This window comes from Mesorhizobium sp. RIZ17 (assembly GCF_051127865.1).
Lineage (GTDB): Bacteria > Pseudomonadota > Alphaproteobacteria > Rhizobiales > Rhizobiaceae > Mesorhizobium > Mesorhizobium humile.
In genome coordinates this window covers 1334348-1358231 of the sequence record NZ_CP147861.1, presented here as the reverse complement: position 1 = coordinate 1358231, position 23884 = coordinate 1334348, and the positions used below count along the sequence as shown (strand labels likewise).

The window sequence follows — 23884 nt, the reverse complement described above, 5'->3', positions numbered from 1 at the left end:
TCAGCTTTCAGGAAGAGGGTAGGGGTGGGCCAGAAGCAGCGCGCGGCCACGCTCCAGCGCGATGCCAAGCTGCCCTTTGACCTCGTTTGATATAGTGAGCGAGGAGCCGAACGCCACCTCGACGCGGTCGAGCGGCCATTTGGCGCCCGTGACCGTCAGGCCGGACAGATCGGAGAAGCCGAGCACCGAAAACAAGGTGCCGTCGGCATAGTCGAAACCGGCGCTGCCCGGCAGGACGGGGACGCCTTCCTGCGCCCCGCTGGTCAGCAGTATCGTCGTACCCGCTTCGGCGAGCCGAAGCCCGAGCGCCAGATGCAGGAAGGCATGGTCGGCGCGCTTGCCGCCGAAGGCTCCGGCCAGCACCAGGCTGGTGGCGCCGCGCTGGAGCGCTTCGGCTATGGCGAGCTCGCCATCGGTCATGTCCTTCTCGGCCGGGAATACCTTGCGCGGAACGGCGGCTAGGTCCTTTGGGAGGTTCGCCGGCACCGAGTCGAAATCGCCGACCCAGATCTCCGGCAGCAGTCCGAGCATGCGTGCATGGCCGATGCCGGCGTCGGCGGCGATGACGCGCGAACCCTCGATCTGGCGTTCGAGCCGGGGCGTGCGGATAAGCTCGCCGCCAAGCAGGATGGTGAATGTGCCCATGGCCGTCGCCCTTACCAGCCCTCCAAGCGAAACGGAAGCCGGATGGCCCCAGGTTCGGTTGCGAGCCTGCTGCCGGGGAACATTAGCTGCCCGGCAAACTTCCGCTTGCGCGCCGCTTCGGCCGGGCCTATCTGTCGAAACGCTCTAACGGGGTGCCGGACGTGATCCGGCTGAGAGGCGATCAAGCCAACCCGCTGAACCTGATCCGGTTTGTACCGGCGGAGGGATTAGACGTTTCGGACCATCCGACGCCTCAATTCCTTGTCACTCGAACGAAGGAGGCGCCGATGCGCGCGATATTGTCACGTCTGATACTGGCAACAGGCTTAGTTTCGCTGCTGGCGGGCGTTGCGCCCGCCGAGGCGAAGGACAAGCTCACCGTCTACACCTATGAAAGCTTCACCGCCGACTGGGGTCCCGGTCCCGCGGTGAAGAAGGAATTCGAGGCCGAATGCGGCTGCGATCTCGAATTCGTCTCGGTGGCGGATGGCGTTGCCTTGCTCAACCGGGTCAAGCTGGAAGGCGCCGGCACCAAGGCCGATATCGTGCTTGGCCTCGACACCAACCTGACGGCGGACGCCAAGGCGAGCGGCCTGTTCGCGCCGCATGGCGAAGTCTCCGGCATCAATGTGCCCGGCGGCTGGAGCGACGACACGTTCGTGCCCTTCGACTATGGCTATTTCGCCGTCGTCTATGACACGGAGAAGCTAAAAATCCCGCCGAAGAGCCTGAAGGAGCTGGTCGAGGGTACCGGCACGGACAAGATCGTCATCCAGGATCCGCGCACCTCGACGCCCGGCCTCGGGCTGCTTCTGTGGGTGAAATCGGTCTATGGCGACAAGGCGCCGGAAGCCTGGGCCAAGCTCAAGCCGAAGGTCCTGACGGTGACGCCCGGCTGGAGCGAGGCCTACGGCCTGTTCACCAAGGGCGAGGCGCCGATGGTGCTGTCCTACACCACATCGCCGGCCTACCACATGGTGGCCGAGAACACCGAGCGCTACCAGGCAGCCTCCTTCGAGGAAGGCGAGTACCTGCAGATCGAGGTGGCCGGCATCACCACGACGGGGGCGAAGAACCCGCTGGCGCAAAAGTTCATCGCCTTCATGACCGGGCCGAAATTCCAGGACATCATCCCGGAAACCAACTGGATGTTCCCGGCGGGCAAGACCGACAAGCCGCTCAACCCGGCCTTCGACAAACTGGTCAAGCCGACCAAGACCTTGCTGTTCAGCCCGGAGGAAGTCGCCGCCAACCGCAAGGCCTGGGTGGATGAGTGGCTGGCTGTGATGAGCAAGTAGATTTTCGATGCTTGCGCCAAGGCCCCCCTCTCTGTCCTGCCGGACATCTCCCCCTCAAGGGGGGAGTTTGGCAGCTTTGGCGCCTTGCTCAATCCTGCGGCATTGGAGATTGGCGAAAGCCCGCGTGACGTCTGATCTCCCCCCTAGAGGGGGAGATGGCCGGCAGGCCAGAGAGGGGCGCGAAGGAACGCGGCGCCCGCTAGCTCGAACCCAAAGGGTGCAGCGTGCAACCCACGCCGCGCCCTGACTCCCGCATCACCGCCGGCATTGCCGCACTCGCGGCCATCGCCATCCTCATCGGCGGCGCTTTCGCCGGCCTCGCCCTCGAAGGCATGCAGGATCTCTCCGGCGCTGCCGCCGCCTTCGACGGCTATCTCCTGCGCGTCGCCCGCTTCACGCTCTGGCAAGCGGCTCTGTCGACGCTCTTATCGGTCGCGCCGGCGCTGCTGGTCGCGCGCGCCCTGTCGCGACATCCGGCCTTTCCCGGCCGTCGACTGATCCTGCAGCTGTTTACCGTGCCGCTGGCCTTGCCGGCGATCGTCGCCGCGCTCGGTATCCTGGCGCTCTATGGTCGCGCCGGGTACTTTGCCGGCGCTTTCGCCAGGCTCGGCGGCGGGGATTGGCCGGGGATCTACGGCCTCTCCGGCATCCTGGTCGCGCATGTCTTCTTCAACCTGCCGCTGGCCACGCGCCTCTTCCTCGAGGCGCTGGGCACCATTCCCGCCGACCAGTGGCGGCTGGCGAGCCAGCTCGGCATGGGCGCCCGGCCGGCCTTCCGGCTGATCGAATGGCCGGTGCTGCGCGCGGCCCTGCCGGGGATTGCCGGGCTGGTCTTCATGCTCTGCATCACCTCCTTCACCATCATATTGACGCTGGGCGGCGGTCCGGCCGCGACGACGCTGGAGGTCGCCATCTACCAGGCGCTGCGCTTCGATTTCGATCCCGCGCGCGCCGTGGTGCTGACGCTGCTGCAGATCGCACTCACCTTCGTCGTGGTCGTCGCGCTCACGCGGCTGGGCGCCAACACGGTCGGCGACGCTAACCTGCCGGTGGTATCGCGCCGCTACCTTTCGGTGGGCCGGATCGAAAGTGTGCTGAACGTCGGCCTCATCGTGCTTGCCCTGCTGTTCGTCGCCGGACCGATGCTTGCGACCGTGCTTTCAGGCTTTCAGGCCGATCTCGGCCGGCTGGCGGGTGAAGCGGCGGTGCGCCGCGCGACGCTGACCAGCGCGGGCCTCGCTTTGCTTGCGGCGCTGCTCAGCGTGACGTTGTCGCTGGCGCTGATCGCGGCGCGGCGCGCGCTGGCCCTGCGGCGCCGGGCGGGCGGCGCCATGGGCCTGCTCGAACACGCCGCCGACACCGGTGCCGGCTTCGTGCTCGTCGTGCCTCCGATCGTGCTTGGCGCAGGCTGGTTCCTGGCGCTGCGCCACGTCACCGATGTCTTTGCCGTCGCGCCGGTCATGGTCGTCGCCGTCAACGCGGTGATGGCGATGCCCTTTGCCATCCGCGCCATTCGTCCCGCCTATGACGCGGCGAGCGAGCGCCACGAGCGCCTTTGCGTGGCGCTCGGCATATCCGGCTGGACCAGGCTCAGCCTGATCGACTGGCCGTCGCTCAGACGGCCCCTGGCCACCGGCTTCGCCTTCGCCATGGCGCTGTCGCTCGGCGATCTCGGCGTGATCGCGCTGTTCGGCAGCGATTCCGTGCAGACCTTGCCCTATCTGCTTTTGGCGCGCATGGGCAGCTACCGGACAGCCGACGCCGCGGGACTTGCCTTGCTGCTCGGCCTGGTCTGCCTGATGCTGGTGTTTGCCGCCGATTGGCTGGGGCGGGAAGGAAAGTCATGACGACGACCATTGACGGCACCGCCGCGCAAAAGGGCCTCACCGTCGCGCTGGATGGCGTCTCGTTCAGCTATGGCGAGGCCTCCTTCCGCTTCGACGCCGAATTCGCTGCCGGCAGGATCACCGCCGTCATGGGGCCGAGCGGCTCCGGCAAGTCGACGCTGCTCAATCTGATAGCCGGCTTCGAAACGCCCGATGCGGGCAAGGTGCTGATCGGCGGCATCGATATCGGCGACGCACCGCCTTCGGCGCGGCCGGTGTCGATGGTGTTTCAGGAAAACAACTTGTTTGCCCATCTTACCGTCGAAGCCAATGTCGGGCTCGGCCGCTCGCCGTCGCTCAAACTCGGCGACGTCGATCGCGCCGCCGTCACCACGGCGCTGGCGCGGGTCGGCCTTGCCGGCAAGGAAAAGCGGCTGCCACGCGAGCTTTCCGGCGGCGAGCGGCAGCGCGTGGCACTGGCGAGGGTGCTGCTGCGCGACCGGCCCGTCTTGCTGCTCGACGAACCTTTCGCGTCGCTCGGCCCGGCGCTGCGCGACGACATGCTCGACCTTATGGCCGGCATCCATGCCGAGCGCGAAATGACGGTGCTGTTCGTCACCCATCAGCCGGAGGACGCGCGCCGCATCGGCCAGGACGTGGCATTTCTCGACGAAGGCATGATCGCGGCGACCGGGCCGGCGGACGATTTCTTCGATCGGTCTGGACCGGACGCCTTCCGGCGCTATATCGGCAATCGAGGCAGCACCGTTGCCGGATCACAACACATTGCCCGGAAGCGGACATAATTTACGGCCAAACCGGCAACGGGCGATCCGGCGTTTGCTTGCCTTGTCCGGGGGAGTGTGGCTAGGTCCGGCCATGCTGGTCCGGCGGGGCCGTGATTTGCCGAAAGATTTCGAAAGGAAGCCGATCTGTCGACCGGCGCTGAGAAGGTTTGGATGAGGCCGCTGGCACGCTTTTTCGCGTTGGCGGGCGTTGCCGTGGCGCTGGCCAGCTGCCAGATGTTCACGCCGCCGGACGTGCAGGAAAGCGGCTTCCAGCCTTCCGACAAGCCGATCACCGTCGACAATGTGGTCGCCAACGCCAAGCTCGCCGAAATGGCGAAAGCGCAGCATCCGCGCATTCTCGCCACTTATGGCGGCGAATATTCCGATCCCAGGCTCGAGCGCATGGTTGCCAAGGTCGTCGGCAATCTCACCGTGGTGTCGGCCAACCCGACCCAGACCTATCGCATCACCATCCTCAACTCGCCCAACGTCAACGCCTTCGCGCTGCCGGGCGGTTATCTCTATGTGACGCGCGGCCTGCTGGCGCTGGCCAACGATTCCTCCGAGCTTGCCGCCGTCATCGCGCATGAGATGGGCCACGTCACCGCGAATCATGGCTTGCAGCGGCAGCAGCTCGAGGCCGAGGAGGGCCTGGCGACCAAGGTGGTTTCCGATGTGCTCGGCGACAGCCCGACCGCCAAGGCGGCGCTCATCCGCGGCAAGCTTCGGCTCGCGCAATTCTCGCGCAACCAGGAGCTGCAGGCCGACGCCATCGGCATCAAGTCGATCGGCGAGGCGGGCTACGATCCCTATGCCGCCGGCCGCTTCCTGCAGTCGATGTCGGCCTATACCGATTTCCGCTCGGTGAGCGGCGCAACCGACGCCAGCCTCGACTTCCTGGCGACGCACCCCAACACGCCGCAGCGCATCGAGCTGGCGCAGCGTCTTGCGCGCAATTTCGGCCCGCCCGGCTTCGGCACGCGCGACCGCGACGCGTTCCTCGCAGGTATAGACGGCCTGCTTTACGGCGACACGCCCGAGGAAGGCTATGTGCGCGGCCAGACCTTCATGCATCCCAATCTCGGTGTCTCCTTCACTGTGCCGGACGGTTTCGTCATCGACAATTCGGCGGCCGCCGTCACCGCGACCGGGCCGGGCGACATCGCCATCCGTTTCGACGGCGTGGCGATCGATAAGTCGGTGTCGCTCACCGATTACATCCGCAGCGGCTGGGTGGCCGGTCTCGAGGACGCCAGCGTGCGCCAGGAGACGATCAACGGCAACGAGGCGGCGATGGCGCATGCCACCGCGCAAGGCTGGCAGTTCGATATCGCGGTGATCCGCGCCGGCGGACAGGTCTACAGGTTGCTGACGGCCGCGCCCTCGGCCAGCACCGCGCTGGACCCGGTCGCGCGCTCGGTCAGCGGTTCGTTCCGTGTGCTCAGCCCGGCCGAGAAGGCGGCGCTGAAGCCGCTGCATATCAGGGTCGTCACTGTTCAGGCCGGCCAGACCATGGGCTCGCTCGCAGCCCAGATGGTCGGCGTCGACCGCAAGCTCGATCTCTTCCGCGTGCTCAACGCCATGTCGCCCGGCGCGACGGTGTCGTCCGGCGACAAGGTCAAGATCGTCACCGATAGGTAGGACAGCCCGTCGGGCCGGCTTGCGGCCGCGACCTGGGTCGACGCTTCGGCCGATCCCAGGTTTTTGTCGCCGCCACCATCACAAGTCAGCACTGCCACTGGTGCTGTCGCCGGTGTTCCTGCTGGGTTGATCGGAATGATCGCCGCCATTGCCGCGCCAGGGCGCTGGTTCGATTGGTGCCAAAGGGGCCTTTGGCGTGTTCGGCGGCGGCGGCGCAGGGGTGCGGACCACTTTTACCTTCGTGACCACTTTCGTGACAACCTTGGGCTTGCACACGGCGACTGTCTGGGTGCTCCACTTCGGCGGAAGCCCAAGAATACCCATCGAATATACGTCTTGCCGCTCCATGCCTGCCCTGAGGAAAGCCAAGGCGCGGGCCGGGTCGGCGGGCACGCCGTTGCGGCCCTCCTGGAAGATCAGAGCAAGCTCCTTCATGGCGTCGACATGCCCCATCGCCGCTGCCTGGAGCAGCAGGTCCAGTCCCTTGCCGGTGTCGCGCTCGACACCGAGGCCATTGAACAAGGCTCGTCCCCAGGCGGCCATGGCGTAGGGGTCTCCCTTATCGGCCGCGGTCGAATAGAGGCCGTTCGCCTTCGATGTGTCGACAGCCGTTCCGGACGAGGCGATGGAGCCGAGCGCGAACAGGGCGCGGATATGTCCCCTGTCCGCGGCCTCCTGGATCGCTTGCCTGGCTTCGTCGATCCTGCCCGACGCCAGCAGCACCCGCCCCAGCTCGTAACGGAAGCGCGCAATGTCGGGGTAGGACTTCACCGCCGCCTCGCAGGTCTCGACAGCCCCGCCGCCGATCTCGTTCGGCAACCGGCCCGAGACGACGCCCTGCAGGTCGAGCGGCTCGCCGGCAGCCTGGTCGCAAGGGTCTACGTCCGGCGACAGTTTCACCGTCGCCTGCTTGGCTGCGTTGCCCACGCGAATCTCGAAGCCGACTTCGACGGGAGCGGCCGAACCGATCTGCGGCTCGTAGCGCAGATTGTCGACCTCGGCGGCCATCAGGCTCGATTGCGGCGACAGGACGCGATCCGGCAGGGACAGCGTTCCGGTCGCCGGGTAGCTCGCAAGCTTGAGGCTGATCGAGGCATCCTTGGCTGGAAGATCGAGTTTCAGCGGAACCGGACCGACGCCGACCGGGACGCGGATGTCGCGACTTCCAATCGCTTCGGCGGCATCGGCGACCTGGATTCCGCGCTCCGTCACCTGCTGGTTCTGCTGCGCGTCGAGCGGCGGCGGCGCTGGTTGCTCCGCCCCGCGCATCAGCACGACATCGTCGATGAGCGAGGAGTTTTCCCACGGAACCTGCTTGCCGTTGGTGGCCTTGACCACGTCGCGGCGCACGGCCGCCATGACAGAGCGTATCTCCTGGTTCGGCGCCAGCGCGCGGCGCGAGAAGGATGACGAGAACGGGCTGAGGTCGCCGGACCCGTCATAGGCGACTGCACCCGGCTCGGTGGCAAAGGCAATCAGCGTGTTCTGCGACCCTGTCACCTGCGCAAGCCCGCTGCCGCCGGCGACGATCAATTGGTCGCGCAGCCAATAGTCCTTGCGCGGGAAGGGATTGTTGCGACAGGCGTCGAGGATGATCATCTGGACTTTCGATCTCGACCGCAGTTGCCGCAATATGTCGTCGACCTTGATGGCCTGGACTTCCATGTCGGCCGCATCTTTCAACGACGCATCGACCGGGATCAGGAAATTCTCGCCGCCGATCTGGAAGCCGTGGCCCGAATAGTAGACGACCGCGAGATCGGCGCCGTCCGCCGCCGCCAGATAGTTGCGGAACCGCTCTTCGAACTGAAGCCGGGTCAGGTCCTTGGCCGCGAACACCTCGAAGCCGGCCAGCCGGAATGTCTTCGATACATCCTCGGCGTCCTTGTCCGGGTTCTTGAGCGCCGGGATTTCGCGGTATTCGGAATTGCCGATCACAAGGGCGACCCTTCGATCGGCACGGGCGTCCAGCGTCGTAAAGGCCACGAGGACCAGGGCCACAAGGAACATACAGCATCGCAGCATGGCAATCCCCCATCTGTTGGCATCTGGAGGCTTCAAAGAGGCCAATTGCGACGCAATGGTCTGTTAAAGACCTCACAATCCGGAAGTATGGATGAAGGAAAATTGCCTTGATGGCGATATTTTCTTATTTACTAAATAACTTATTGTCGAATTCGAGCGCTCATTAGCTCAGGCGGCTTCCGCCAGGAATTCCGGATTCTGTTTAACCAGCGCCAGCTTCAGCTTTTCCATGGCGCGGGCTTCGATCTGGCGGACGCGCTCCTTGGAGATGCCGAGCTGTTCGCCAAGCGCTTCCAGCGTGGCGCCGTCGTCGCTCAGCCTGCGCTCCTCGATGATGCGAAGCTCCCGGGCGTTGAGAGCGCCGAGCGCGCTCTTCAGCCAGACGGCCCGGCGCTGGATGTCGATCCGGTCGCCGACGATCTCGTCGGGGAGCGGGTCTTCGGAGACCAGGAAATCCATCCGCTCGGCGGCACCGTTCTCGTCGGCCAAAGGCGCGTTGAGCGAACTGTCGGGCGAGGAGAGGCGTGAATCCATCATCGCCACGTCGGCTTCCGGAACGCCGAGCGCGGCCGAGACCTCGCGATAGAGCGTTGCATTGGAGAGCGGCTCGGCGCCGTTGGCAAGGCGGGCGCGCAAACGCCGAAGGTTGAAGAACAGCGCCTTCTGCGCCGAACTGGTGCCGCCGCGCACGATCGACCAGTTGCGCAGGATGTAGTCCTGCATGGAGGCACGGATCCACCACGTGGCATAAGTCGAGAAACGCACTTCGCGTGCGGGCTCGAAACGGGCGGCCGCCTCGAGCAGGCCGACATGGCCCTCCTGGATAAGGTCGCCGAGCGGCAGGCCGTAATGGCGGAATTTCGAGGCCATGGAGATGACCAGGCGCATATGGGCGACGGTGATCCTGTGCAACGCGTGCTGGTCGTTCTCTTCCTTCCAGCGGAGCGCAAGCACATGCTCCTCGTCGCGCTCGAGATAGGGAGCCTTCATTGCCGCCCGGACCAGTGTCCGTCCTGCCGCGTCCTCGATCATGCCGGCTCCTTTTGGCGGTGATTGCGCTTATGGCGGTTGAAAAGACGCCGCCGCGCCCTACAACAGCCATGCAACGTGTCAGGCGCATCGATGGTTCCGCCGCCCGAGGGGGGCAAATGTTGCCAGCGGGAACATTTTGTTATCAGCTTGTTATCGGCCCGGAAGTGCCGCTGGTGGATTATTGAGCCGTTTTGAGAATCAGATTTCTGGCAGAGCCGATATTTGAAATCTGGTTCCTTATTTAGGAGCCTTCTATCTGTCAGTTTCCGGCTCTCACAATCGTGCCGGGGCACCGGTCAAAACGGGATCACATAAAAATGAAATGGCTCAAATCACTCCTCGTCGTCGGAACGCTGCAGGTTCTGGCGATCACCGCCGGTCATGCCGGCGCCAATCTCGACCAGATCAAGCAGGCCGGCGTCATCAAGGTCGGCACCGAAGGCACCTACGCGCCCTTCACCTATCATGACGAGTCCAACGCGCTGGTCGGCTTCGACGTCGAGATCGCCAAGGCCATCGGCGACAAGCTCGGCGTCAAGGTCGAGTTCCTCGAAGGCAAGTGGGACGGGCTGATCGCCGGCCTCGACGCCAACCGCTACGACGCCGTCATCAACGAGGTCGGCATCACCGACGCGCGCAAGGCCAAGTATGATTTCTCCGATCCCTACATCGCCTCGAAAGCGGTACTGATCGTGCGCGGCGACAACACCGACATCAAGACCTTCGCCGACCTCAAGGGCAAGAAGTCGGCGCAGTCGCTGACCTCCAACTTCGGCAAGCTCGCCGAGTCCAACGGCGCCGAACTCGTCGGCACCGACGGCTTCGACCAGTCGATCCAGCTGCTGCTCACCGGCCGCGCCGATGCCACGATCAACGACAGCCTGTCCTTCCTCGATTTCAAGAAGCACAAGCCGGACGCCAATGTGAAGATCGCCGCGCAGGAAGAGAATGCCGATTACTCCGGCGTCATCGTGCGCAAGGGCGATCCGGAGCTGGTCGCGGCCATCAACAAGGCGCTGGCCGACATCAAGGCCGACGGCACCTACCAGAAGATCGCCGACAAATATTTCGGCCAGGACGTTTCGAAGTAAGGCAATCGTCAGTTTCTTCGGATACCGGCGGGCCGTCAAAGACGGCCCGCCATTTCTTGCATGGTATCCATGGGGGCCGTCAAAGACGGCCCGCCATTTCTTGCATGGTATCCATGGGGGCCGTCAAAGACGGCCCGTCATTTCACACGATATTCATGCGCCGCCGTCTTTGACGGCCCGCCGGTTTTTGCATGATAGTCAGTCCATACGGGGGAACGCGCCGCCGTATCTGGATGGGAGAAGCGCGCCGTGCCGCACTGGCTGCAATTGATGCTGGACTCTCTGCCGACGCTGGTGTGGGCGGCGCTGATCTTTACCGTGCCGCTGACGCTCCTGTCCTTCGCGCTGGGGCTCATCGCCGGACTGGCGACGGCGCTGATCCGGCTGTTCGGTCCGAAGCCGCTGGTCGCGCTGGTGCGCTTCTATGTCTGGATCTTTCGCGGCACGCCGCTGCTCGTCCAGTTGTTCCTGATCTTCTACGGCCTGCCGTCGGTCGGCATCCTGCTCGATGCCTTTCCCGCCGCGCTGATCGGCTTCACGCTCAACATCGGCGCCTATACGTCGGAGATCATCCGCGCCGTCATCGGCTCGGTGCCGAAGGGCCAGTGGGAGGCGTCCTATTCGATCGGCATGACCTGGAGCCAGGCGATGCGGCGCACGATCCTGCCGCAGGCCGGCCGCGTCGCGGTGCCGCCGCTGTCCAACACCTTCATCTCGCTGGTCAAGGATACCTCGCTCGCCGCGGCGATCACGGTGCCCGAGATGTTCCAGGCCGCGCAGCGCATCGTCGCCACCAGCTATGAACCGCTGATCCTCTATGTCGAGGCTGCGGCGCTCTATCTCGCGTTGAGCTCGGTGCTGTCGGCGCTGCAGGCGCGGCTGGAGGTGCGGCTCAACCGCTATGGCGGGTTCCTGGAGGCCAACGCATGATCGGCCTCACCAACATCGAAAAGCGCTTCGGCGACAATCTGGTGCTGAAAGGCGTAACCGTCAGCCTGGACGAGGGCAGCGTGACGGCGCTGGTCGGTCCTTCCGGCGGCGGCAAAAGCACGCTGCTGCGCTGCATCAACCTGCTGGAGATCCCGACCTCCGGTTCCTTGCGCATCGGCGACGAGACGATTGCGTTCCAACCGGGCGGCAAGGTGCCGGCCAAGGACATCCAGCGCATCCGCTTGCAAACCGGCATGGTGTTCCAGAATTTCCAGCTCTTCCCGCACCGCACGGCGATCGAGAATGTCATGGAGGGGCTGGTGACGGTGCTGAAGTGGCCAGAGCCAAAGGCGCGCGAGCGGGCGATGGCGCTGCTCGAAAAGGTTGGCATGGCGCACAAGGCCGACGCCTGGCCGGCGACGCTGTCGGGTGGCCAGCAGCAGCGCGTGGCGATCGCCCGGGCGCTGGCGCCGTCGCCGCGCGTGCTGCTGTGCGACGAGCCGACCTCGGCGCTCGACCCGGAACTCGCGCAGGAAGTGGTCGACGTGCTTGGGCAACTGGCCCGCGAAGGCACGACCATGGTGATGGCCACGCATGACCTGCGGCTCGCCTCCAAGATCGCGCAGGAGGTCGTCTTCCTCGATGCCGGTTCGATCGTCGAGAAAGGCCCGGCCTCGGTCGTGTTCGACAATCCGGAGCGCGAGCGGACGAAACGCTTCATCGCCTCGCTGCGGCAGGAGGAAGCGCAGAAGGAAGCTGGCGGCTAAAGCAGGTCGCGTGAAAAAGGATTCACGCAACCTGCTTTAAGTCTTTGATCTTAAGCATGTCTTTGTCCCGAAACCGGGACCACTTTCGGGAGACATGCTTTAAGCTCCTACCTCCCCCTTGTGGGAAGCCAATCGCCGTATGCGAGGGTCCCAGAAACAAAAAACCCGGCGCAAGGCCGGGTTCTTCGTGCAGAAAAGCAGAAAAGCTCAGGCAGCTTCTTCCTGTTCGGATTCCTCGTTGTCGGCCTTGGCGCCGCGCTTCGGACCCTTGTTGAGGTTGACCTCGATGAGGCGAACCGCCTCCGTCTCCGACATGCGGTTCACCGCGGCGATCTCGCGGGCCATACGGTCGAGCGCGGCTTCATACAGCTGACGCTCGGAGTAGGACTGCTCCGGCTGGTTGTCGGCGCGATAGAGGTCGCGCACCACTTCCGAGATCGAGATCAGGTCGCCGGAATTGATCTTGGCATCATATTCCTGGGCGCGGCGCGACCACATGGTGCGCTTGATGCGGGCGCGGCCCTGCACGACCTTCAGCGCGCGGTCGACATAGTCCTCTTCCGACAGCTTGCGCATGCCGATCGAGGTCGCCTTGGCGACCGGAACCTTCAGCCGCATCTTGTCCTTCTGGAAATCGATGACGAACAGTTCCAGCTTGTGACCCGCAACTTCCTGCTCGTCGATCGCCACGATCTGGCCGACGCCGTGCGCCGGATAGACGATGAACTCGCCGGTCTTGAACCCGTGGCGGGCCGCGCTGGACTTCTTCTGTGGGGTGACCGTTGCCATTACGCCCTGAACTCCTTAGTTGTGCAGCCGGCATCATGCCGGCTCGAACCGATGGGGTCGGCGATAGCCGACCATTAGCCGCGCAACAGGATGAGCCCACCGGAAAAGCAGGGACCGGCATATCGCACAAATGCGACCGCCTGCCCCAGATCGCTCTGGTCCGGATCTAAAAGCTCACCTTTCAGTGATTTGGGGCGTTAGCGCCATAAATCGACGTTGTGTCACCGGCATGTTTCGCTGATGTAACACAAAAAGTCGGAAGAATCAAGGTTTTGCTGCGTTCGCTAACGCCAAACGGGGTCGCTGCCTGTCAAGACAGCAATTGTATCGGTCTCGTTACGCCGCGTCATGCCGGCGTTGCCGGCGCCAGCATCAATCGCCTTCGCCAGGCTCCGGCGAAAAATATTTCTCGAACTTCCCGGCCTCGCCATCGAAGGTCTTGGCGTCTGCCGGCGGTTCTTTCTTGGCGGTGATGTTTGGCCATTTCTCGGCGTATTCGGAATTGACCTGCAACCATTTGTCGAGGCCGCCCTCGGTGTCCGGCTTGATCGCGTCGGCCGGGCATTCGGGCTCGCACACGCCGCAGTCGATGCACTCGTCAGGGTGAATGACGAGCATGTTCTCGCCTTCGTAGAAACAGTCAACCGGACAGACCTCGATGCAGTCCATGTATTTGCATTTGATGCAATTGTCGGTCACGACATAGGTCATTGCAGGCTCCGGAACGTCCCGATTTGCTCGGCTTTTTCAGGTTGAGGTAACGCCTTTGCCGGCTGCTTGCAAGGGCAGGGCATTTGTGTGCGGCCGGCATCGGGAAATGGAATTCCAGCGGTCTCGCCGGTTGCGGTCCGGCTGGCCCAATTCAATCATCGCCGAGCAGACGGTCAGTCTGCCGCCGCTCGCGTTTGGTCGGGCGCCCGCTGCCGGCCTCGCGCAGGGCCGGAATGGCGTCCGGAACCGCCTCGCCCTTGGGTGTCGGCGCCGGCGACATATCCTCGTAAAGCAGCCGCGCTTCGTCGGCCGGGCCGCGCCTGACGCCACAGTTCAGCACTTTCCAGACCAGGATGCGGCCCTCGAGCGTGATGGTCAGCACGTCGCCGGGCTTGACCAGATCCGAGGCCTGCGCTGCTTTGTCGCGATTGATACGGACGCGCCCGGCGACGACGACTTTCGCCGCCAGGGACCGTGATTTCACCGCGCGCGAGAAGAACAGCCATTTGTCGATGCGCTGGCGGCCCTCTCCAACCATCGCGACTAGCTTTGTTGGAGCATGATCTTATCCGAAAACCGGTTCCCACTTTTCGCTGACGCGGTCCTTCGGTTCGGGATCATGCTGTCTCTTCGTTGGAGCATGATCTCGCCCGAAAACCGGTTCCCACTTTTCGGGATCATGCTCTAGGCTATTTCTTCAGCTGGTCGCGCAAGGCGGCGAGCTTGGCGAAGGGCGAATCCGGATCGAAGCGCTGCGGACGTTCCTCGCGCGGCTTGCCCTGGAAGGCCGGCTTGCCGCCCGGGGCATTGCCCTTGCCGTCCTGCCTGTTGCCCTTCCAGTCGGGCCGGCCCTCGCGGCGGCCCCCTTCGTGGCGATCCGGGCGCTCGCCTTGCGGCCTGCCTTCGCGCCGGTCGCCCGTCTCCGGTCTCGGCTTGAACTTCGAGCGGTCGAAGCGCGGCTTGCCAGCGCCGTCGCGCTGCTCGCGGCGGCCCTCATGGGCGGGCTTGTCGCCAGGCTGGCCGCTAGCGGCGCCCGCCTGTCCGTCGCGCGCGGGCTGGCCGCCGCGCGGGCGATTGTCGCGACGATTGTCGTGGCGATGGCGCGGACGCTGATGGTCGAAACGCGCCTGACGCCACAGAAGGACAGGCTTCGGCTCCTCAGCCTCGGCCGGGGTTTCGCCGGTGGCGGCTTCCGTCGTCGTTTCAGTAGGTGCGGTGGCCTCGCTTGCAGTCGGGGTTTCGGTCTGCAAGGACCCGGCCAGAGCCGAGGGCCCGCCTTCCTCCGTCACGGCCTCGCCTGCCGGCTCATCGCTTTGCGCTGCCGGCTCGCTTGCCGCTGCAGCTTCCACGGGAGCCTCCGCTTCCACGGTCTCCTGTCCGGTTGTTTCGCCGACAGGTTCCGCCGCGCTTTCGGTCGAGGTCTCCGTCGCATGGATTTCGGCGCCGGCCGTCTCCGGGCTCTCGACCGACGTTGCCTCGGCCGCGGCTTCGGGGGCTTCCGTCGCTTGCGCAGCACGTGCCGCTTCTTCCGCGGCAAGCTTGGCCGCGGCCGCTTCACGGGCGGCGTCGTCCTGCGCGTCGAGCTTCGCCTTCACCTCGGCGGCCGGCTTTGCCTCGGAGCGATAGCCGAGACCCTTGAGGATCTCTTCCATGTCGTCGGCGGTGGCGCCGAGGATCGACATCATCGGCGGCGTCACCATGAAGGCGTGGCCGTCATAGGCGCCGTCCGGACGCTGGCCGAGGCCGGGCTTCCAGTTGGTCGCCGGGCGGATGAGGTCGGCAAGCCTTTCCAGGATATCGATGCGCACGGCGCGGCGGCCGAGATTGCGGTAGCCGGCGAGCTTGTAGAAGGTCTTGTCGAAGGCCGGGTCGATGACCACCGAGGTGCGGCCCGAGGCCAGCGCATGCACCACGTCGCCGAAGCCAGGCTTGTCCTTGCCGTCGTTCTTCAGCGCCCAGAGCAAGGTCACCAGGCCGGCCGGCGCCGGCTTGATCAGCGCAGGCACGAAGACATGGTAGGCGCCGAAGCGGACGCCGAGGCGGCGCAGCGCCGCGCGGCCTTCCTGGTCGAGAGATTTCATCTCCTCCGCGATGTCGCGGCGGTTGATCAGGCCGAAATGCTCGACCAGCTGGAAGGCGATGCCGCGCGCGATGCCGGTGAGCTGGTCGGCATTCTTCAGATCGACCAGCGGCTTCAAGAGCGACTCGATCTGGAAATTGACGAAACGCTCGGCGCGCGCCGCCACCTTGTCGCGGGCAGGGCCAGTCAGCTGCTCGTCTGCAAGCAACACCAGGCGCGGCTTCAGCGCCTCGTCGCCGGCGACCAGCGTGCCGATCGGCGCGCCGATCCAGCGCAAGATGCCGTCCGAGCCCAAGGCCAGGTCGCCATTGGCGCAGGCGGCAAAGCGCTCGGCGCGCGCGTCGAACTCGGCCGCGAGCGCCTTCTGGGCGGCGGTACGCACCGCCTTGGCGTCCTCGCCGCCGGCGCTCTGGTCGGCGGTGAAGCGGAACCCTTGCAACTCGCCGACATGATGGCCTTCGACGAGGACGGTTCCGGTAGGGCTGATTTCGGCTTCAGGCATGGTATTTTCTCTAAGGCGCCGCATGAGGACGGAAGTCCTGCGGTCTACGAAGCGTTTCGTCAACCGCTCATGCAGCGCATCCGACAATCTGTCTTCGATTTCGCGCGTCTTTTCCTGCCAGTGTAGCTGATCGGCCAGCCAGCCGGGGCGGTTGGAGACGAAAGTCCAGGTGCGGATCTGCGCGATCCGGTGCGAGAGCGTGTCGATATCGCCTTCCGTCGTGTCGGCGCGCCGCACCTGCTCGGCCATGTAATTCTCATCGACATGGCCATGACGAGCAAGGTCCATATAGATGGAGGCGATGAGGTCGGCATGCTGTGCCGGCGCGATCTTGCGGTAGTCGGGGAGCGCGCAGGCTTCCCACAGCAGCGCCACGCGCTCCTTGCCGGTGGCCAAGGCGCGGATGTCGCCGTCGCGCGACAGATGCTCCAGCGCCTGCGCATCCACGGCCGGCAGCGCGCGGGTCAGGCCTTCGACCGGCGCATTGGTCTCGATCGAGCGTTTCAGCGCATCGAGGCTCGAAAAGTCGAAATCGGCGGTGCGCCATTGCAGCACCTTCACCGGGTCGAAGTCGTGCCCTTCGACCTTGGCGACCAGATCCTCGTCGAACGGGTCGACCTGGCCGGTGACGCCGAACGTGCCGTCGCGCAGGTGCCGGCCGGCGCGGCCGGCGATCTGGCCAAGCTCGGCCGCGGTCAGGTTGCGGTACTGGTAGCCGTCGAATTTGCGGTTCTGGGCAAAGGCGACATGGTCGAGGTCGAGGTTCAGCCCCATGCCGATGGCGTCGGTGGCGATGAGATAGTCGACGTCGCCGGACTGGAAGATCTCGACCTGCGCGTTGCGGGTGCGCGGCGAAAGCGCGCCAAGCACGACGGCTGCACCCCCCTGCTGGCGGCGGATCAACTCGGCGATGGCATAGACCTCGTCGGCGGAGAAAGCGACGATCGCCGTGCGCCGCGGCAGCCGGGTGAGCTTCTTCGAGCCGGCATAGGCAAGGTGCGACAGCCGCGGCCGCGTCACCACCGACACACCCTTCAGCAGCTTCTGCAGGATGCCGTGCATGGTGGCGGCGCCCAGAAGCAGCGTCTCCTGGCGGCCGCGCAGATGCAGGATGCGATCGGTGAAGATATGGCCGCGCTCGAGATCGCCGGCGAGCTGCACCTCGTCGATGGCGACGAAGGCGGCGTCGGTCTCGCGCGGCATCGCCTCGACGGTGCAGACGGAATATTTCGCGCCGGCGGGCACGATCTTCTCCTCGCCGGTGATCAGCGCCACCTTGTGGGCGCCGACCTTCTCGCAGACACGGGCATAGACCTCGCGGGCAAGCAGTCTCAGCGGCAAGCCGATGATGCCGGTCTCGTGCGCGACCATGCGCTCGATGGCGAGATGGGTCTTGCCGGTGTTGGTGGGCCCTAGCACGGCCGTCACGTCGCGGCCTGAAAGGATCAGCGGCTGGGAATGTTTCGGCTGGATGTTCATCGGCTCGGAAATAAGGTTTCTGCCGCGTGTAGTCTGAAGCACGGCGATGCCGCCGCGTGTGACAGGCGACACATAGGGACTTCGGGCGTGAAGCGAAAGCGGAATGTTCCTTTGGGGGCAGGCGAGGCAGGCCGGGGCGTTCAAAATCGGCTGCTTGTTAACGGCTGGAACGAGTCTGGAACGAATCAGCGACGAATCGCTGACTCGTTCTGATTCAGGTTTTGTTCACGGCTATATGTGGATTTTTTGACGCTGAGTCTCACCACATGCTGAATCGGGCAATTGGCCCGATTCATGCTTGACCGCCGCTGGACCCGAGCGGTCGTTAACTTTTGCCGGCGAGCCGCCGCGGTCGACTCTAGGGACGCTCGCAAGGTTATGAAATTGTTGACTTTTCTTAACGGCATTTAACGATTTCGGTAATGTTTTGGCGCTCCGCCATTAACTTTTCGGCCAAAGCCAGAACGAATCGGCGACGAATCAGAGATGCGCGAAGTTTCCCGGTTTGTTCACCCCTAGATATGGTGTTATCCACAGCTTGCCCACCGAGGATTCACAGCTTGTGAGAGGGGTTGCGCACAGAGCGTGGCCGGGGCCGTTAACTTTTGCGTGCCGGATTGAGGCACGGTGTCGCGCCGGGCTTGCCGGCGGGCGAAAAAGGCGGCTCCGTTGCCGGAGCCGCCTTGGTGTCGTGCGTATCAGACGAAGTACTGGCCGCCATTGGCGGTGATGGTCGAGCCGGTGATGAAGCCGGCCTCGTCGGAAGCCAGAAAGACGACGCAGCGCGCGATCTCTTCCGGTTCGCCGAGGCGGCCGACCGGGATCTGCGGGATGATGCGCTCGTTGAGCACCTTCTCGTCGATCGCCTTGACCATCTCGGTCGCGATATAGCCGGGGCAGATGACGTTGACGGTGATGCCCGCGCGGGCGCCTTCCTGGGCAAGAGCCTTGCTGAAGCCGATGTCGCCGGCCTTGGCGGCCGAGTAGTTGGCCTGGCCGGCCTGGCCCTTCTGGCCGTTGATCGAGGAAATGGTGACGACGCGGCCGAACTTGCGGTCGCGCATGCCGCTCCACAAAGGATGCGTCATGTTGAAGACACCGGAGAGGTTGGTGTCGATGACTTCCTTCCACTGCACGGGCGTCATCTTGTGGAACATGGCGTCGCGGGTGATGCCGGCATTGTTGACCAGCACGGAGACCGGACCGAGATCGGCCTCGACCTGCTTGATGCCGGCGGCGCAGGCCTCGTAGTCGGCGACGGACCATTTGTAGACCGGGATGCCGGTCTCGGCCTTGAATTTCTGTGCCGCCTCGTCATTGCCGGCATAGTTCGCCGCGACCGAATAGCCGGCGTTCTTCAAGGCGACCGATATCGCCGCGCCGATGCCGCGCGACCCGCCCGTGACGATTGCTACCTTGCTCATATGTGCTCCTCCCAGAGTGAATGGTGAATAGTGAATAGTGAATGGTCATCGCGAAAGCCCTGCGGCCCACCATTCACCATTTTTCCATTCACCCCATTGCTTCCACGCACATGGCGACGCCCATGCCGCCGCCGATGCAAAGCGTGGCAAGGCCCTTCTTGGCGCCGCGTCGGCGCATCTCGTAGACCAGCGTGTTGAAGACGCGGGCGCCCGACGCGCCGATCGGATGGCCGATGGCGATGGCGCCGCCGTTGACGTTGACGATCGAGGGGTCCCAGCCCATGCCCTTGTTGACGGCGCATGCCTGCGCGGCAAAGGCCTCGTTGGCCTCGACGAGGTCGAGATCCTTAACCGACCAGCCGGCCTTTTCCAGTGCCCGCTTCGAAGCGGGAATAGGCCCCGTGCCCATGATCGCCGGATCGACGCCCGCGGTTGCCCAGGAGGCGATGCGGACCAGCGGGGTGATGCCGCGCCGGGCAGCCTCGGCCTCGGTCATCAGCAGCGCGCCGGCGGCGCCGTCATTGATGCCGGACGCGTTGGCGGCCGTGACCGTGCCATCCTTGTCGAAAGCGGGCTTCAGCTTGGTCATGGCGTCGAGCGTCGCGCCGAGACGGATATACTCGTCCTGGTCGACGATGGTGTCACCCTTCTTGCCCTTGATGGTGAAGGCGACGATCTCGTCCTTGAACCTGCCGGCCTTCTGCGCGGCTTCGGCCTTGTTCTGCGAGGCGAGCGCGAACTCGTCCTGGGTTTCGCGGGTGATCTGGAACTGGCGTGCGACGTTCTCGGCGGTGTTGCCCATATGGTAGCCGTTGAAGGCATCCCACAGGCCGTCCTTGATCATGGTGTCGATCATCTTGTAGTCGCCCATCTTGACGCCGGCGCGCAGATGCTCGGCATGCGGCGACAGCGACATCGATTCCTGGCCGCCGGCGACGATCACCTTGGCATCGCCGGTGGCGATCTGCTGCATGCCGAGCGCGATGGCGCGCAGGCCCGAGCCGCAGACCTGGTTGAGGCCCCAGGCGGTGGTCTCCCTCGGCAGGCCGGCGTTGATCGAGGCCTGGCGCGCCGGGTTCTGGCCTTGAGCGGCGGTCAGCACCTGACCGAGGATGACCTCGTCGACTTCCGCCGCCTCGACGCCGGAACGCGCGAGCAATTCCCTGATGACGACGGCGCCGAGCTCATGCGCCGGCGTGGCGGCGAAACTGCCGTTGAAGGAGCCGACCGCGGTGCGGGCGGCGCTGGCGACGACGATTGAATTGGAAGCGGACATTTTCTTCTCCAGACTTCGAGGTGGCGTATTTTCGAGATCGCTTTAGGACTTTCTTGCCCGTTCGAAACCCTGAGTCAAACCGGAAATGGGCATGACCGCCATGCGCGGCAAGCAGAGCGCGCGCCAGTCGCGGTAACGTGAGGTCGGCAATGCGGCGGATTTTGCAATGGCTGTGCAGCATTAATTGATGCCGCAGTGCACAAACCACTTGGAATTGTGACGCTTTTGCGCGTATCCTCGATAAAGGGTGCAATCGTTACCGGCCGCTTACTCCTAGAGGTGCCGGTGTCCTGGGGAGGATACGGATGGCCGCAAAAGACGACCCGATCGTCATCAAGAAGTATGCCAATCGCCGGCTGTACAATACCGGCACAAGCACCTATGTGACGCTTGAGGACTTGGCCGAGATGGTCAAGAAGGGCGAGGAATTCACGGTCCAGGACGCAAAGACCGGCGACGACATCACGCATCCGGTGCTGACGCAGATCATCTTCGAGCTCGAGAACAAGGATGGGCAGAACATGCTGCCGATCCCGTTCCTGCGCCAGCTCATCTCCTTCTACGGCGACCAGATGCAGATGATCGTGCCGAGCTTCCTCGAACAGTCGATGATTGCCTTCTCCAAGGAGCAGGAGCGGTTCCGCGAGCAACTGAAGGGCGCCTTCGGCAAGGCGCCGATCGACATGATGAAGACGCCGATTAAGGCGCTCGAGGAACAGACTCGGCGCAATGTCGAGATGTTCCAGAACGCCATGCGCATGTTCACGCCGTTCCCATCCGCCGGCGGCAATTCGGCAGCACCTGCCGAGCCGCCGAAGAAGGAAGAAAAGGGCGACGACCTGCAGGAGTTGAAGGCGCAGATCGCGGCGATGCAGCGCAAGCTGGACACGATGTCCTAGGTTGTGTCGATATTCAGGTGAGGCCGGCCTGCAAATAGTGGCTTTCTGCGCTTCCGGTGCTCACGTACTTTAAGTACGCTCCGCTCCGGTTCTCGAAAGCCACTATTTTCGACTCGGCCTGACCTGAATCTCAACACAACCTGGAGCGCTTCATCCTAACGGCGAGGCGCTTATTGTTGCCGTCAGTTTCCCTTCATCCAGCCGGCCCGTCATAGCGGGCGCGGGGCCTGATCAGCCTGTTGCTGGTCACCTGCTCGACGGCATGCGCGGTCCAGCCGACGCTGCGGCCGAGGGCGAACAGACGGAACGGGGCGTCGGTAGGCAGGCGCAGGCTGCGCGTGATCGCGGCGAAAGCGAAATCGATGTTCGGATGCAGCCCGGTCGCGGCAAGAACCGCCTTGCGCAGCTGCAACAACCCGTCGTCGATCCTGAAATCGGAAAACAGGCCCTCGGCGCGCGGGTCGCCTTCCGGATAGAGCGGGTGTCCGAAGCCCGGCAGCGGCCGGTCGTGCGCCAGCCAGCGGGCGATCGCCTCGTCCGGACCCAGCCGCTCCGCATCCTCGACCAGCGCGATCGCCGCAGCGCCGGCGCCGCCATGGCGCGGGCCGCTCAGCGTCGCAAGGCCGGCGAGCAGGCAGGCGGCGATCGGCGCGCCGGTGGAGGCCGCGACGCGGGCGGTGAAGGTCGAGGCGTTGAGCTCGTGATCGGCCAGCAGCACCAGCGCCTTGCGGATGAGTTCTGCGCCCGCGGCGTCAACCGACCAGCCCTGCGCCAGCCTTAAATGCACGGGTTCGGAGCCCGGCGCCGCGCCGAGCGCCGTGGCCAGCGCGCTGGTCGCCGCGGCGCCGTCCTGCTGCAGCATGGCCGGCCTGCGGCCAAGCGAGGGCCGGCCTTCGGCCGCCAGCGCCGACAGCCTGGCAAAGGCCGTTGGCGTGCCGCTTTGCCGGGCGGCTGACGGCGTCAGCGAAGCGAACGACACCGGACGGTCGGAGGCCCACAGCAGTTCGGCGGTCTGCTCGAGCGTCGCCGTCGCCGAAAGCTCCACGGCATCCCTGCCGCGATAGACGAGGCGGCCATGCAGCACCGTCGAGATGGAAGTGGCGATCGCCGGCTCGCCCCAGGCGATGGCGCTTTCGGCGATCGCCTGCGGGCTCCTGCCGCGGTCGCGGCGCGTGGCAAGGGCGGCGATGTCGTCGGCGCGGTACTGGCTGCGGCGCGGGTCGGCGTCGTCCGGCTTCATGCCGATGCGGCCACGGCTGACATAGGCATAAAGCGTCTGCGGCCGGACGCTCAGCCGCTCCAGCGCTTCATCCCGCGTCAGCCACTCGGTCATTTGCCGCCTTACATTGATTATCTTGATCAAGATTGATGCATTGATTGTGCAGCATTAATTGCAATGCACAAAAGGTCAAGGAGACGATCATGGCGAATGGGCTCGATGATGTTGTGGCGGCCGACACGGTGCTTTCCGATGTCGACGGTGTGGGCGGGCACCTCACCATCCGGGGCCATTCGCTGATGGAGCTCGCCGGCCACTGGCGCTACGCGCAGGTGGTGCGGCTGCTGTTCGACGGCTTCTTCGACGACCTTGCAGGCGATGCCCAATTGGAGAAGGCGATAGGGGAGGCGCGGGTGGAAGTATTTGATCGTGTGAAACCGATGCTTGCCCAGCTGGCGCCGCTCGACGTCTACAGCGGCATGCGGGCCGGCATGGCCGTCCTGCCGGACGGCGACGGGCTTGCCGACGCGCTGCGGCTCATCGCGGCGCCGGCTGTGCTGACGCCGGCACTGCTGCGCCTTGGCCGGGGCGAGACGCCGGTCGCCCCCGACGAAAATGCCGATCATGCCGGCGATATGCTGCGGATGCTCACCGGCACTGCCTCGCCGGCGCTTGCCAAGGCGCTGGACAGCTATCTGGTGACGGTCTGCGACCACGGCCTCAACGCCTCGACCTTCGCGACCCGCGTGGTGGCCTCGACGCAGGCCGGGCTGACTTCGGCAATCCTGGCCGGGCTCGGCGCGCTGAAAGGCCCGCTGCATGGCGGCGCGCCGGGGCCGGTGATCGAGATGCTGGACGCCATCGAGGCGAGCAACGATGCCACCGCATGGCTGCGTAACGAGATCGCGCACGGCCGGCGCATCATGGGTTTCGGCCATCGCATTTACCGCGTGCGCGACCCGCGCGCCGACGCGCTGAAGGCGGTCGTGCGGCAGCTCGGCTCGCGGAACGAGACCGGTAGCCGGCTGGCCTTCGCCGAGACAGTGGAAAAGGCGGCGCTCGAAGTGCTCAGGATCGCCAAGCCGCAGCGCTCGATCCAGACCAATGTCGAGTTCTACACCGCGCTTCTCCTGGAAGCGGTCGGCTTCCCGAAAGAGGCATTCTCCAACGTCTTTGCCGCCGGCCGCGTTGCCGGCTGGCTCGCCCATGCGCGCGAGCAGCAGGCGACTGGGCGGCTGATCCGGCCGCAGTCGCGGTATGTCGGGCCAGTGCCCGATCTGGTGGCCTGAGCTTTGGTTCCTCGCCCCGGGGCGAGAGCTCCGCATGACCGAAATTTCATGTGATCACGCTTGTGTGTTCGTGTTCTTGCCTTGGTCTGCCCTTATATGCTGCACTGCAACATAAGCTGACTGCGCCGACTTCGTCCAAATGACGCGGCGGCAGGCCGGCGCATCGAGACAAG

General features: G+C 64.9%; 19 protein-coding genes and 1 riboswitch. Of the genes, 9 read left to right on the top strand and 10 right to left on the bottom strand.

The features are described 5' to 3' along the window. Nucleotides 1-645: a thiamine diphosphokinase gene (locus WDX12_RS06700; RefSeq protein ID WP_320296465.1), complete on the bottom strand. Its 645-nt coding sequence runs from the start codon at nt 643-645 to the stop codon at nt 1-3. Between the two features lie 138 nt (nt 646-783). Continuing rightward, a riboswitch (TPP riboswitch) is annotated at nt 784-889 on the top strand. Nucleotides 890-932: 43 nt separating this feature from the next. Between WDX12_RS06700 and thiB the strand changes: the two genes are divergently transcribed. The 4 genes from thiB to WDX12_RS06680 all read left to right on the top strand — a co-directional run bounded on the left by thiB (nt 933) and on the right by WDX12_RS06680 (nt 6198). Next, nucleotides 933-1943: a thiamine ABC transporter substrate binding subunit gene (gene thiB, locus WDX12_RS06695; RefSeq protein ID WP_434724333.1), complete on the top strand. Its 1011-nt coding sequence runs from the start codon at nt 933-935 to the stop codon at nt 1941-1943. A 224-nt stretch (nt 1944-2167) separates the two neighbouring features. Beyond that, entirely contained in the window at nt 2168-3790 is a 1623-nt protein-coding gene (gene thiP, locus WDX12_RS06690; RefSeq protein WP_434724332.1) for a thiamine/thiamine pyrophosphate ABC transporter permease, read from the top strand. Further along, nucleotides 3787-4575: a thiamine ABC transporter ATP-binding protein gene (gene thiQ / locus WDX12_RS06685; RefSeq protein ID WP_434724331.1), complete on the top strand. Its 789-nt coding sequence runs from the start codon at nt 3787-3789 to the stop codon at nt 4573-4575. Before thiP ends, thiQ begins: the two co-directional genes overlap by 4 nt. 153 nt (nt 4576-4728) lie before the next feature. Further along, nucleotides 4729-6198, top strand: coding sequence for a M48 family metalloprotease (locus WDX12_RS06680; RefSeq protein ID WP_434724330.1), 1470 nt, complete (start codon nt 4729-4731; stop codon nt 6196-6198). 78 nt (nt 6199-6276) lie between these two features. On the opposite strand, the gene WDX12_RS06675 is transcribed toward WDX12_RS06680, so the two are convergent. Both WDX12_RS06675 and WDX12_RS06670 read right to left on the bottom strand, forming a co-directional pair. After that, nucleotides 6277-8223 carry a caspase family protein gene (locus tag WDX12_RS06675; RefSeq protein ID WP_434724329.1) on the bottom strand — a complete coding sequence of 649 codons (1947 nt, stop codon included), beginning with the start codon at nt 8221-8223 and terminating at the stop codon, nt 6277-6279. 168 nt (nt 8224-8391) lie between these two features. Then, a complete protein-coding gene (locus tag WDX12_RS06670; RefSeq protein ID WP_140645832.1) occupies nt 8392-9255 on the bottom strand; it encodes an RNA polymerase factor sigma-32 in 864 nt (287 codons plus the stop codon). A gap of 317 nt (nt 9256-9572) precedes the next feature. Here WDX12_RS06670 and WDX12_RS06665 point away from each other — a divergent pair, with 317 nt between their 5' ends. The 3 genes from WDX12_RS06665 to WDX12_RS06655 all read left to right on the top strand — a co-directional run bounded on the left by WDX12_RS06665 (nt 9573) and on the right by WDX12_RS06655 (nt 12043). After that, nucleotides 9573-10346, top strand: a complete 774-nt coding sequence (locus WDX12_RS06665; RefSeq protein ID WP_320296471.1) for an amino acid ABC transporter substrate-binding protein — start codon at nt 9573-9575, stop codon at nt 10344-10346. A 249-nt stretch (nt 10347-10595) separates the two neighbouring features. After that, the gene (locus WDX12_RS06660) at nt 10596-11276 is read left to right on the top strand and encodes an amino acid ABC transporter permease (RefSeq protein ID WP_434724328.1); all 681 of its coding nucleotides are present in this window, start codon (nt 10596-10598) and stop codon (nt 11274-11276) included. Next, nucleotides 11273-12043 carry an amino acid ABC transporter ATP-binding protein gene (locus WDX12_RS06655; protein WP_434724327.1) on the top strand — a complete coding sequence of 257 codons (771 nt, stop codon included), beginning with the start codon at nt 11273-11275 and terminating at the stop codon, nt 12041-12043. The genes WDX12_RS06660 and WDX12_RS06655 overlap by 4 nt, the downstream gene beginning before the upstream one ends. A 207-nt stretch (nt 12044-12250) precedes the next feature. Here the strand turns inward: WDX12_RS06655 and WDX12_RS06650 are convergent, their stop codons facing one another. The 6 genes from WDX12_RS06650 to WDX12_RS06625 all read right to left on the bottom strand — a co-directional run bounded on the left by WDX12_RS06650 (nt 12251) and on the right by WDX12_RS06625 (nt 20304). Further along, nucleotides 12251-12832 carry a CarD family transcriptional regulator gene (locus tag WDX12_RS06650; RefSeq protein WP_320296474.1) on the bottom strand — a complete coding sequence of 194 codons (582 nt, stop codon included), beginning with the start codon at nt 12830-12832 and terminating at the stop codon, nt 12251-12253. Nucleotides 12833-13204: 372 nt separating this feature from the next. Beyond that, nucleotides 13205-13543: a ferredoxin FdxA gene (gene fdxA, locus WDX12_RS06645; RefSeq protein WP_140645827.1), complete on the bottom strand. Its 339-nt coding sequence runs from the start codon at nt 13541-13543 to the stop codon at nt 13205-13207. A gap of 151 nt (nt 13544-13694) precedes the next feature. Beyond that, nucleotides 13695-14081 (bottom strand): RNA-binding S4 domain-containing protein, encoded by a 387-nt coding sequence (locus WDX12_RS06640; RefSeq protein WP_434724326.1) that lies wholly within the window; start codon nt 14079-14081, stop codon nt 13695-13697. A 151-nt stretch (nt 14082-14232) separates the two neighbouring features. Then, nucleotides 14233-17604, bottom strand: a complete 3372-nt coding sequence (locus WDX12_RS06635) for a helicase-related protein (protein WP_320296768.1) — start codon at nt 17602-17604, stop codon at nt 14233-14235. 698 nt (nt 17605-18302) lie between these two features. Next, nucleotides 18303-19028, bottom strand: coding sequence for an acetoacetyl-CoA reductase (gene phbB, locus WDX12_RS06630; protein WP_434724325.1), 726 nt, complete (start codon nt 19026-19028; stop codon nt 18303-18305). 88 nt (nt 19029-19116) lie between these two features. Continuing rightward, nucleotides 19117-20304, bottom strand: a complete 1188-nt coding sequence (locus WDX12_RS06625; RefSeq protein WP_434724324.1) for an acetyl-CoA C-acetyltransferase — start codon at nt 20302-20304, stop codon at nt 19117-19119. 305 nt (nt 20305-20609) lie between these two features. Between WDX12_RS06625 and phaR the strand changes: the two genes are divergently transcribed. Next, the gene (gene phaR, locus WDX12_RS06620; RefSeq protein ID WP_320296478.1) at nt 20610-21203 is read left to right on the top strand and encodes a polyhydroxyalkanoate synthesis repressor PhaR; all 594 of its coding nucleotides are present in this window, start codon (nt 20610-20612) and stop codon (nt 21201-21203) included. A 193-nt stretch (nt 21204-21396) separates the two neighbouring features. Here phaR and WDX12_RS06615 read toward each other — a convergent pair whose 3' ends face one another. Next, a complete protein-coding gene (locus WDX12_RS06615) occupies nt 21397-22536 on the bottom strand; it encodes a citrate synthase (protein WP_434724323.1) in 1140 nt (379 codons plus the stop codon). Nucleotides 22537-22625: 89 nt separating this feature from the next. Here WDX12_RS06615 and WDX12_RS06610 point away from each other — a divergent pair, with 89 nt between their 5' ends. Then, nucleotides 22626-23711 (top strand): citrate synthase/methylcitrate synthase, encoded by a 1086-nt coding sequence (locus tag WDX12_RS06610; protein WP_434724322.1) that lies wholly within the window; start codon nt 22626-22628, stop codon nt 23709-23711. Nucleotides 23712-23884 lie beyond the last annotated feature (173 nt).